Below are 10,057 nucleotides of genomic sequence, written 5' to 3'. Positions count from 1 at the left end.
CGCCACGCCCTGCCCATACGCCGTGCGGTCATCGATCACCGCGATCGACTTGCCCTTCAGCTCCTTGGCTGCATACCGGCCCAGCGTGCCGCCCAGGTGCACGTCGTCCGCCACCACGCGGAACGTCGTCTTGAAGCCCTGACGCGTGAACTTCGGGTTCGTCGCCGACGGCGAGATCTGCGGAATCCCCGCGTCGCTGTAGATCTTCGACGCCGGGATCGAGGTGCCCGAGTTCAGGTGGCCCACCACGCCAGCCACTTTGGAGTCCACCAGCTTCTGTGCGGCGGCCGTGCCCTGCTTCGGGTCGCCACCGTCGTCCTCGGCCAGCAGCTCGAACTTCACCTTCTTGCCGCCGATCGACACGCCCTTGGCGTTGAGTTCGTCGATCGCCATGCGCGCGCCGTTCTCGTTGTCCTTGCCCAGGTGGGCGATGCCCCCGCTGGTCGGGCCCACATGGCCGATCTTGACCACTTCCTGCGCGCTGACCTGGCTGGCTGCTGCAAAGGCCACTGCGGCGATGACGACGTTGAGCTTGTGATTCATGGATTCAGACTCCAGTTTCTGGAACAAGGTGAATACCCGCCGACGACAGGTTTGAACAACACAGCCGCGGAACTTACCCCAAATCAGACAGCACCTCCATCGGGCTGGGCCTCGAATCGGGAAAGTCCTCAGTCAACGCCCGATGGAAGCCAAGGGAGGACAGGGGTGACCCCGACGACCGAAATAACTCCGCCGGACAGTCAGCGCAAGCCGGTGCGTGCCAGTTCTTCGGCCACCGCCTGGCGCACGGTGTCATGAAGCCCTAGCAAGAGATCCTCCCGGAACTCCCGTACCAGCCCACCGAGCAACTCGCTGACGAGCTGTTCAAGCAAAGGCGGAAGCCGCTCCCGCAGCCTCGCCTCCGCCAGGTCCTGCATGTGACTGACGACTCTCAGGACCACGCGCTCTGCATCGACGGGGGGATCGGCCGGCTCCACGGCTGCCGCCAAATCGGACGGGCGAACCACTTCGGTCAGCGTCGGCACATCGTCCGGCGGAACACGCAGGACGGCATTCATGCGCTCACCTCATGCCGTTCAATCTGGCACCCCTCGGCGCTGTACTGACGCCAGCGACCGCGCGCGCCGTCCCGGTCCAGGTCATCACGCCCGACCACTTCGATCACACGCTGGTACTGCGTGTAAGCCGACGGCACATCGCGTCCAAGGTTGACCAGCATATCGTGCCCAAAGCGGGCACTGTGGCCGGTCGTCAGCAGCACCGGTGTGGCCTGCAGGCGCGGCAGCAGCTCATCCACCGAAGATCCACGCCAGTGCGGAATGAACTCCAGTGCTTCGAAGGTCCACAGCAACCGGTCGAGTTCGGCCAGCTGTGCCGATTCGCCGGTGACCACCACCCTGGCGCCCGCCCGATAGGCCTTGCGCAAGAGACGGCAGGTGTAGACCCGCCGGTCTGGCACGTTGAAGTGAAAGGCAACTGCCGTCATGACGACCGATCAGCCTGCCTGACCGAGGAGATAGTGCGTGAGCAGCGGGACAGGTCGGCCCGTGCCGCCTTTGGCCGCGCCGGACCGGAAGGCGACGCCCGCCACATCCAGATGAGCCCAGCGGTACTTGCCCGTGAATCGCTGCAGGAACTTCGCGGCCGTGATGGCGCCACCGGCGCGGGCGCCAATGTTCGGGATGTCGGCGAAGTGGCTCTTGAGGCCTTCGTCGTACTCCTCGTCCAGCGGCATGCGCCAGGCGGTGTCGTGCGACGTGCGGCCAGCCTGCAGCAAGGCATCGGCCAGGGTGTCGTCCGGGGAGAACAGGCCCGCGTGCTGGAACCCCAGTCCGATGATGATCGCGCCGGTCAGCGTGGCGATGTCGATGACCGCGGCCGGCTTGAAGCGCTCGGCGTAGGTCAGCGCGTCACACAGGATCAGGCGCCCTTCCGCATCGGTGTTGAGGATCTCGATGGTCTTTCCCGACATCGACGTGACCACGTCGCCCGGCTTGATCGCGCGGCCGTCGGGCATGTTCTCGCAAGTGGGGATCAGGCCGACAACGTTGATCTTCGGCTTGAGTTCGGCGATGGCGCGGAAGGTACCCAGCACGCTGGCAGCGCCGCCCATGTCGAACTTCATCTCGTCCATCTCGGCAGACGGCTTGATGGAGATGCCACCCGTGTCGAAGGTGATGCCCTTGCCGACCAGCACGGTCGGTGCATCCTTCTTGCCCGCGCCCTGGTAGCGCAGCACGATGAAACGCGGCGGCTCTTCGGAGCCTTGCGCCACGGCCAGGAAGGCGCCCATGCCGAGCTTTTCGATGTCCTTGCGGTCCAGCACCTCGACCTTGAGCCCGCGCTCCTTGGCGAGTTCGCGGGCGTGGTCGGCCAACATCGACGGCGTGCAGTGGTTGCCGGGGCGGTTGGCGACTTCGCGGGCCAGCGTGCTGCCAGCGGCGATGGCACGGCCACGGGTCAGGCCGGCGTCCACGTCCGCCTGCGCCGCTTCACCGCAGACGAGGTCCAGCCGTGTCCACTTCGGCGCCTCGGCGGCGCTCGGCTTGGTGTGGCGGTAGACATAGACGGCGTCTTGCGCAACGCAGACAGCCGCTTCGGCCATCGCCGCATCGGGCTCGCCAGCACCGGCCCAGACCAGCGCAGCGCGTTCGGCGCCGCTGCCTTTCAGATGCCCGAAAGCGGCGCCCAGCGCCTTGCGCCAGGCCTTGCCACCGCCGTCGGCCGCCACGGCGATGACCAGACGCGGAACCTTGAGCCCGGACGGCCGGTGGGCATAGAGGGTGCGCCCGGCCTTGAGCGCGAGATCGCCCTGGTCCACGGCGTCGTCGATCAGTTTTCTGACCGCTGCGGGCAAACGCCATGCGCTGGTCTCGGGTGGCACGATGACCACCATTGCATCGGTGACCAGCTTCGAATAATCCTGCGTTGCCGCCGTGAGTGATTGAACGTCCATAATTCCGCGCTGCTCCTAGACGCACTGATGTTATTCGATTCCACCCTACGCAAAGAGTTGTCCCGCAGCTTCGGCGGCACCCTTGTGGTCATCCTCACCATCGTGTTGACGATGATGCTGATCCGTGTGCTCGGCATGGCCGCCGGGGGGGAGGTCGCGCCGCAGGACGTCGTGCTGCTGCTGGGCTACACCGCGTTGGGCCACCTGCCGACGATGCTGAGCCTGTCGCTGTTCATCTCCGTCGTCTCCACCCTGACGCGGATGTACCGGGACAGCGAGATGGCGGTCTGGTTCAGCAGCGGCCTGTCGCTGCAGCGCTTCGTGCCGCCGGTGCTGCGCTTCGCGGCGCCGGTGCTGGTGGCCGTCGCGGCACTAATGCTGGTGGTGTGGCCCTGGGCGAACCGCAACACGGTCGATCTGCGCGCCCGCTACGAGCAGCGCTCCGACCTGTCGCGGGTGGCGCCGGGCCAGTTCCAGTCCTCGGGCGACGGCAGCCGGGTCTTTTTCCTCGACAAGCAGACCAGCGACAGCGCCACCGGCCACCACATCTTCATCCTCGATCAGCGCGAGGGCCGCGAGTCGGTCACCACCGCCCAGGCCGGCCGGATCGAACCGGCCGGCGACGCCGGGCGGAGCCTGGTGCTGAACAACGGCGCCCGCACCGATCTGGACCTCGCTGGCGGTACGCGCACCATCTCCCGGTTCGACCAGTACGCTGTCCGCATTGGCGAAAAAGCCATGGCCCACCTGCAGGAGCGCCCCCCCAAGGCGCTCGACACGCTGGACCTGCTCGGCTCGCCCAGCCTGCGGGCGCACGGCGAACTGGTCTGGCGCGCAGGCATGGTGCTGGCCGCGTTCAACCTGCTGTTGTGGGGCATCGGGCTGGCATCGGGCGGACCGCGTGGCGGCAACAATTGGGTGCTGCTGGTGGCACTGCTCGGTTTCGTCGTCTATTTCAACCTGATCAACCTGAGCCAGGCCTGGGTCGGCAACGGCAAGCTGGGTGCAGCCAGTGCACTGGCGGTCCTCCACGGTGGGCTGCTGCTGGGCGCACTGGGCCTGCTGCGCCTGCGCACCCGCTGACAACGGAAACACCCTCATGCGCACCGTGCGACGCCTGCTCTACCGCGAGATCCTCGGCGCCACCGCCTTCGTGATGCTCGCCTTCCTGGGCCTGTTCCTGTTCATCGATCTGGTGGGCGAGCTGGACGATGTGGGCAAGGGTGGCTACACGCTCGCACAGGCCTTGCTGGTCTGCGCGCTGCAGGTGCCCGGCCACGTCTACGAACTCGCGCCGATCGGTGTGCTGATCGGCGCCATCTATGCGCTGGCCCGGCTGGCGCAGTCGAGCGAGTTCACCATCCTGCGCACCGGCGGGCTCGGCCCCGGTCTGGCGCTGAAGCTGCTGGCGCAACTCGGCCTGGCGATGGCGGCCGCCACGTTCATCGTCGGCGACTTCGTGGCACCTTGGTGTGACACGCAGGCCACGGTGCTGGAGGCCGTCCGCAAGGGCCGCCTCGACACCGCCATCGGCGGCGTCTGGCTCCGCGACAGCCGGCAGGAAGCCGACGGCGAGCACCGCTTCACCCTCAACGTGGGCGTGGCACGCGACAACGGCTCGGTCGAGAAGGTGCGGATCTTCGAGTTCGGACCGAAGGGCGCACTGCGCACGCGCACCACCGCGGCCCGCGCCACCATCGACTCCGACGGGCTGTGGCAACTCGACGACGTGCGCATCTCGCAGTGGGCCGCCGACAGCACGCCATCGCTCGTCCCGGACCAGCGGCTGGACCGCCTCGCCTGGCGCTCCGGCCTGACGCGGCAGGTGGTGGCCTCGGCGGTGCTGCCGCTGCACACCATGTCCACCCTGGCGCTCTACACCTACATGACGCACCTGTCCGAAAACGACCAGTCGGCCCAGCGCTACGAGATCAAGTTCTGGAAAAAAGCCCTCTATCCGCTCGCCTGCCTGGTGATGATGGGACTGGCGCTGCCCTTCGCTTACCTGCACGCCCGCTCGGGCGGGCTGTCGCTGAAGGTGTTCGGTGGCATCCTGCTGGGCATCAGCTTCGTGCTGCTCAACAACGTCACCGGCCACCTCGGCCTGCTCAACCACTGGACGCCCTGGCTGGCGGCCAGCCTGCCCAGCGCGCTCTACCTGCTGATGTCGCTCGGCGCCTTCAGCTGGCTGGTGCGCTACCGCTGAACAAGGAAACCACCCATGCACGGCATCCTGCTCTTTGCCCACGGGGCACGCGACCCCGCCTGGGCCACGCCTTTCCACACGATCGCCGCGCACATGCGCCAGGAGTCGGGCGGCCGGCCCGTCGCGCTGGCCTTCCTCGAACTGATGACGCCCAACCTCGACAGCGGTGTGGCGGAACTGGCCGCACAAGGCTGCACCGCCGTTACGGTAGTGCCGCTGTTCCTCGGCGCAGGCGGGCATGTGCGGCGCGACCTGCCGCTGCTGCTCGACAACGCCCGCGCGCACTTCCCCGGCGTGGAAATCGCCACGACGGCCGCCATCGGCGAACTCGACGCCGTGACGCTGGCCATCGCGCGGGCGGCGCTGTCGCTGTTGCCGCTGCCCCCGGTCCCGCCGGCATGAACCTGCACCAGTTCCGCTTCGTGCAGGAGGCGGCGCGCCGCAACCTCAACCTCACCGAGACCGCCAAGGCGCTGCACACCTCGCAACCCGGCATCTCCAAGGCCATCCTGGAGCTGGAGGAAGAGCTGGGCGTGGACATCTTCGCCCGCCACGGCAAGCGCCTGCGCCGCGTCACCGAACCGGGCCGGCAGGTGCTGACCTCGATCGAGATCATCATGCGCGAGGTGGCTAACCTGAAGCGCATCGGCGAGGACTACTCGCGCCAGGAGGCTGGCACGCTGTCCATCGCCGCCACCCACACGCAGGCCCGCTACGTCCTGCCCACGCCGGTCGCCGCGCTGCGCACGCGCTACCCGAAGGTGAACATCAGCCTGCACCAGGGCACGCCCGAACAGGTCGCGCAGATGATCCTCGACGACTCGGCCGAGATCGGCATGGCCACCGAGCGGCTGACGCAGTACGACGAACTCGTCACCCTGCCATGCTACGAGTGGCGCCACGTCGTGGTCGTGCCGGTCGGCCATCCGCTGGCACGTGTCGAGCGGCTCACGCTGGAGCAGATCGCCGCCGAGCCGCTGATCAGCTACCACCCGTCGTTCACCGGCCGCTCCAAGATCGACGCCGCCTTCGAGCAGCGCCAGCTCAAGCCCAGCTTCGTGCTGGAGGCGATCGACTCGGACGTGATCAAGACCTACGTGCGGCTCGGGCTGGGCGTGGGCATCGTGGCCGAGATGGCGGTGGCGGACGATCCGCTGTGCGGCCCCGGCGGCGACCTGATCGCCCGTCCGGTCGGCCACCTGTTCGGGCCGAACGTGGCGCGCATCGCCTTCAAGCGCGGTGCCTACCTGCGCAACTTCGTCTACACCTTTGCCGAACTGCTGTCGGACCAGCTCACCCGGCCGCTGATCGAGCGCGCCATGCTCGGCCTGGCCGCTGACCGCCCCGCCAGCGACGGACTCTGAACTTCACCCAAGCGAGCCTTCACCATGACCGCCACCGCCCGCACCCCCAGCGTCACCAGCCGCCTGCCGCAGGTCGGCACCACCATCTTCACCGTCATGTCGGCGCTGGCCACGCAGTGCGGCGCGGTCAACCTCGGTCAGGGTTTCCCGGACTTCGACGGCGATCCGCGCCTGATGCAGGCGGTCAAGGACGCGCTCGATGCCGGCCACAACCAGTACCCGCCGATGGCCGGCATCCCCGCGCTGCGCGAGGCCATCGCCGCCAAGGTCGAGGCGCTCTACGGCCACCGCTACGACCCCGGCAGCGAGATCACCGTCACCGCCGGGGCCACGCAGGCCATCCTCACCGCGGTGCTGGCGCTCGTGCATCCAGGCGACGAGGTCATCGTGCTCGACCCGTGCTACGACAGCTACGCGCCCAGCATCGTGCTGGCCGGCGCCACGCCCGTGCATGTGCCGCTGACACCGGGCACCTTCCGCCCCGACTTCGCCGCCATCGCCGCCGCGATCACGCCCAAGACCCGTGCGATCCTCGTCAACACGCCGCACAACCCGACCGGCACCGTCTGGACCGCCACTGAGCAGCAGCAACTCGCCGAGCTGCTGCGCCCGACCGACATCCTGCTGCTGTCCGACGAGGTCTACGAGCACATGGTCTACGACGGCGCGGCACACCTCAGTGTCGCCAGCCACCCGGAACTGGCCGCCCGCAGCGTGCTGATCTCCAGCTTCGGCAAGACCTACCACGTCACCGGCTGGAAGATCGGGTTCGTCGCCGCACCGGCACCCCTGATGGCCGAGTTCCGCAAAGTCCACCAGTTCAACGTCTTCACCGTCAACACGCCGATGCAGCACGCGCTGGCGGCCTACATGGCCGATCCGGCCCCTTACGTGGGACTCGGTGCCTTCTACCAGCGCAAGCGCGACCTGTTCCGCGCCGGGCTGGCCGGCACCGGGCTGCGGCTGCTGCCGTGCGAGGGCACGTATTTCCAGAGCGTGGACTACAGCGGCCTCGCCCCCGAGATTGCCGGGCTGGGTGAAGCGGCGTTCTGCGCCTGGCTGACACGCGAGGTCGGCGTGGCGGCAATCCCGCTGTCGGCGTTTTATGCGGATGGGCGCGACCAGCAGATCGCCCGCCTGTGCTTCGCCAAACGCGACGAAACGCTGGAGCGTGCGCTGGAGCGGCTGCGCAACCGATTGCGATGAAAAGAACGAACGGTCGTTCTTTTTTTCATGCCAGAATCTTCGGCCACCTCCTCCACCATGACCGCCGAACTGCTCTCCACCCGCCATGACAGCACCTTGGTGCTGACGCTGAGCGACCCCGCGTCGCGCAATGCCCTGGCACCCGCGGTCTACACCGCGGCCGCCACTGCGCTCGACGATGCGGCCCGCGACCCCACGCTGCGCGCCATCGTGCTCACCGGTGCGGACGGCCATTTCAGCGGTGGCGGCAACTTGAACCAGCTCGCCGGTGTGCGCGGCCAGCCGGAGGTACAGGCCGCCCGCGTGGATGCGCTGCACGGCTGGATCCGCGCGATGCGGGCACATCCGCTGCCGGTGATCGCCGCCGTCGAAGGCGCGGCGGCCGGCGCCGGCTGCTCGCTGGCCCTGGCCTGCGACCTGCTGGTGGCCTCGACCACCGCCCGCTTCGGCCTCGCCTATGGCCGCATCGGCGCCTCGCCGGACGGCGGCGTCGTCCAGTCGCTGATGCAGTTGCTGCCACGGCAGCAGGCGCTGGAGTGGCTGTGGCTGGCGCAGGTGCGCAGCGCGGCCGACCTGCAGCGCGCCGGCCTGGTCAACCGCCTGACCGACCCTGGGCAGGCGCTCGACGAGGCCCTGGCGCTGGCCGCGTCGCTGGCGCATTTCGCGCCGAACGTGATCGCCTCGGTGAAACGGCTGTCGGCGGACGCCGCCGTCATCCCGCTGGCCACCCACCTCGACCGCGAGCGCGACGCCTTCATCGCCAACATCAACCACGACAACGGCGGCGAAGGCCTCGCTGCGTGGCACGAGAAGCGCGCGCCACTGTTTCGATGACTGCTGCTGAGTCCCGCTGACCGGATCCGACATGACCCAGACTCCCACGCCACGCCGCCGCCTCTACCTGATGCGCCACGGCTCGGTCGATTATTTCCTCGACGACGGCACGCCCGTGCCGCCCGAGACCGTGCCGCTGAATGCCACCGGCCGCGCGCAGGCCGACAGCGCGGGCGCGCTGTTCGCAGCGTCGAATGTGCGCTTCGACCGCGTGCTGGTCAGCGGCCTGCCGCGCACAGTGGAGACGGCACAGCGTGTGCTCGCCGCCGCCGGATCGGACACCGCCATCGAGACCGACACGGCGCTGCAGGAAATCCGCCCTGGCCGCCTCTCGGACCTGCCGAAGGACGCGGTGCGTGCGGCCTTTCTCGGCGCCTTCGAGAGCGACGGCACCCTGGATGCCACCGAAGGCCACCGCTTCCTCGGGGGCGAAAGCGTGGGCGAGCTGCTCGACCGCTGCCTGCCGGCCTGGGCGCGCTTCCTGGGACGCAGCGACTGGGACACCGCGCTGGTGGTGCTGCACGGCGGTGTGAACCGGGCGCTGCTGTCGAGCGCGCTGGCCGGCACGCGGGCCTTCTTCGGGCGGATGGAGCAGGCCCCGGCCTGCATCAACGTGCTCGACATCGGCCACGACCACGCCATCATCCGTGCGATGAACCTGTCACCGACCCAGTGGCTCAACGACCGTGAGCGCCAGACCACGATGGAAAAGCTGCTCGCGCAGTACCTGCGAACCGAATCGAACCCTGCATGACCACGCCCGTCCTGACCCCCGAAGAACGCCACCACGTCGAGTCTGGCTCCTGGTACGCGAAGCTCTCGCCCGCGCTGCGCCAGGACATCCTGAACCGCACCATCATCCGCCGCTACCCAGACAGCGTGCAGGTCGCCACCCGTGGCGCACCGCCGACCGACTGGGTGGGCGTGGCCAGCGGCGCGGTGCGGGTGAGTTCGGTGTCGATGTCGGGCAAGCAGATCACGCTGACCTACGTCGAGCCGGGCACCTGGTTCGGCGACATCGCCCTCTTCGACGGCCTGCCGCGCACCCACGACGCCACCACCCACGGCCCGACCACGCTGCTGATCGTGCGCAAGCACGACTTCTTCGACCTGCTGTCGCGCCACGCCGAGCTGGCCGAGGCGCTGCTGCGGCTGAACTGCCGGCGCATGCGGCTGATGTTCGCGTCCTTCGAGGATCTGAACACCAAGCCGCTGGCCGCCCGGCTCGCCAAGCAGGTGCTGACGCTGGCGCGCGCCTACGGTATCCCGCATGGGGAAGAAACCCGCATCGGCCTGCAGCTCGCCCAGGAAGACCTCGCACAGCTCGTCGGCGCTTCGCGGCAGCGCGTCAACCAGGAGCTGAAGGGCTTCGAGCGCGAGGGCGCCGTGCGGGTGGAGCCGACACGGCTGGTCGTGCTCTCGCGTGACAAGCTGCTGGCCATCGCCGACCGCTGATCGAACTGTCTCTCCCCCGCCACCTTCCCCAGG

Annotated in this window: 12 protein-coding genes; 8 read left to right on the top strand and 4 right to left on the bottom strand. The window is 68.5% G+C overall.

Annotated features, from left to right (window positions below):
- The 4 genes from RMP06_RS07740 to RMP06_RS07725 form a co-directional block, all read right to left on the bottom strand.
- The coding region (locus tag RMP06_RS07740) for a branched-chain amino acid ABC transporter substrate-binding protein (protein ID WP_310460544.1) at positions 1-543 on the bottom strand (543 nt) is incomplete at its 3' end.
- A 200-nt stretch (positions 544-743) separates the two neighbouring features.
- Positions 744-1,061: a hypothetical protein gene (locus tag RMP06_RS07735; protein ID WP_310461194.1), complete on the bottom strand. Its 318-nt coding sequence runs from the start codon at positions 1,059-1,061 to the stop codon at positions 744-746.
- Positions 1,058-1,489 (bottom strand): DNA polymerase III subunit chi, encoded by a 432-nt coding sequence (locus RMP06_RS07730; RefSeq protein ID WP_310461193.1) that lies wholly within the window; start codon positions 1,487-1,489, stop codon positions 1,058-1,060. Before RMP06_RS07730 ends, RMP06_RS07735 begins: the two co-directional genes overlap by 4 nt.
- A 9-nt stretch (positions 1,490-1,498) precedes the next feature.
- Entirely contained in the window at positions 1,499-2,959 is a 1,461-nt protein-coding gene (locus RMP06_RS07725; protein ID WP_310461192.1) for a leucyl aminopeptidase, read from the bottom strand.
- 27 nt (positions 2,960-2,986) lie between these two features.
- Between RMP06_RS07725 and lptF the strand changes: the two genes are divergently transcribed.
- The 8 genes from lptF to RMP06_RS07685 are packed head-to-tail and all read left to right on the top strand — an operon-like array spanning position 2,987 to position 10,024.
- A complete protein-coding gene (gene lptF / locus RMP06_RS07720) occupies positions 2,987-4,042 on the top strand; it encodes an LPS export ABC transporter permease LptF (protein WP_310461191.1) in 1,056 nt (351 codons plus the stop codon).
- A gap of 16 nt (positions 4,043-4,058) precedes the next feature.
- Positions 4,059-5,165: an LPS export ABC transporter permease LptG gene (gene lptG, locus RMP06_RS07715; RefSeq protein ID WP_310461190.1), complete on the top strand. Its 1,107-nt coding sequence runs from the start codon at positions 4,059-4,061 to the stop codon at positions 5,163-5,165.
- Between the two features lie 15 nt (positions 5,166-5,180).
- Complete coding sequence (locus RMP06_RS07710) at positions 5,181-5,567, top strand: sirohydrochlorin chelatase (protein ID WP_310461189.1); 387 nt, start codon at positions 5,181-5,183, stop codon at positions 5,565-5,567.
- Positions 5,564-6,529: a CysB family HTH-type transcriptional regulator gene (locus tag RMP06_RS07705; RefSeq protein ID WP_310461188.1), complete on the top strand. Its 966-nt coding sequence runs from the start codon at positions 5,564-5,566 to the stop codon at positions 6,527-6,529. The genes RMP06_RS07710 and RMP06_RS07705 overlap by 4 nt, the downstream gene beginning before the upstream one ends.
- 24 nt (positions 6,530-6,553) lie before the next feature.
- Positions 6,554-7,735 carry a pyridoxal phosphate-dependent aminotransferase gene (locus RMP06_RS07700; RefSeq protein ID WP_310461187.1) on the top strand — a complete coding sequence of 394 codons (1,182 nt, stop codon included), beginning with the start codon at positions 6,554-6,556 and terminating at the stop codon, positions 7,733-7,735.
- 57 nt (positions 7,736-7,792) lie between these two features.
- Positions 7,793-8,569 carry an oxepin-CoA hydrolase, alternative type gene (locus RMP06_RS07695; RefSeq protein WP_310461186.1) on the top strand — a complete coding sequence of 259 codons (777 nt, stop codon included), beginning with the start codon at positions 7,793-7,795 and terminating at the stop codon, positions 8,567-8,569.
- A gap of 31 nt (positions 8,570-8,600) precedes the next feature.
- Complete coding sequence (locus RMP06_RS07690) at positions 8,601-9,323, top strand: histidine phosphatase family protein (RefSeq protein WP_310461185.1); 723 nt, start codon at positions 8,601-8,603, stop codon at positions 9,321-9,323.
- Positions 9,320-10,024, top strand: coding sequence for a Crp/Fnr family transcriptional regulator (locus tag RMP06_RS07685; RefSeq protein ID WP_310461184.1), 705 nt, complete (start codon positions 9,320-9,322; stop codon positions 10,022-10,024). The genes RMP06_RS07690 and RMP06_RS07685 overlap by 4 nt, the downstream gene beginning before the upstream one ends.
- Positions 10,025-10,057: the final 33 nt, after the last annotated feature.

Origin of the sequence: Sphaerotilus sp. (genome assembly GCF_031429695.1) — a bacterium.
Classification (GTDB): domain Bacteria; phylum Pseudomonadota; class Gammaproteobacteria; order Burkholderiales; family Burkholderiaceae_C; genus Sphaerotilus.
Note: the sequence above shows the minus strand (reverse complement) of the source record. Positions and strands in the feature narration are given on the sequence as shown.

Bases quoted from the DNA above. Each gene is read 5' to 3' on its own strand.
- RMP06_RS07685 (WP_310461184.1), top strand. From the start codon at position 9,320: ATGACCACGCCCGTCCTGACCCCCGAAGAACGCCACCACGTCGAGTCT.
- RMP06_RS07735 (WP_310461194.1), bottom strand. From the start codon at position 1,061: ATGAATGCCGTCCTGCGTGTTCCGCCGGACGATGTGCCGACGCTGACC.
- lptF (WP_310461191.1), top strand. From the start codon at position 2,987: ATGTTATTCGATTCCACCCTACGCAAAGAGTTGTCCCGCAGCTTCGGC.
- RMP06_RS07730 (WP_310461193.1), bottom strand. From the start codon at position 1,489: ATGACGGCAGTTGCCTTTCACTTCAACGTGCCAGACCGGCGGGTCTAC.
- RMP06_RS07695 (WP_310461186.1), top strand. From the start codon at position 7,793: ATGACCGCCGAACTGCTCTCCACCCGCCATGACAGCACCTTGGTGCTG.
- RMP06_RS07725 (WP_310461192.1), bottom strand. From the start codon at position 2,959: ATGGACGTTCAATCACTCACGGCGGCAACGCAGGATTATTCGAAGCTG.
- RMP06_RS07690 (WP_310461185.1), top strand. From the start codon at position 8,601: ATGACCCAGACTCCCACGCCACGCCGCCGCCTCTACCTGATGCGCCAC.
- RMP06_RS07700 (WP_310461187.1), top strand. From the start codon at position 6,554: ATGACCGCCACCGCCCGCACCCCCAGCGTCACCAGCCGCCTGCCGCAG.
- RMP06_RS07705 (WP_310461188.1), top strand. From the start codon at position 5,564: ATGAACCTGCACCAGTTCCGCTTCGTGCAGGAGGCGGCGCGCCGCAAC.
- RMP06_RS07710 (WP_310461189.1), top strand. From the start codon at position 5,181: ATGCACGGCATCCTGCTCTTTGCCCACGGGGCACGCGACCCCGCCTGG.
- lptG (WP_310461190.1), top strand. From the start codon at position 4,059: ATGCGCACCGTGCGACGCCTGCTCTACCGCGAGATCCTCGGCGCCACC.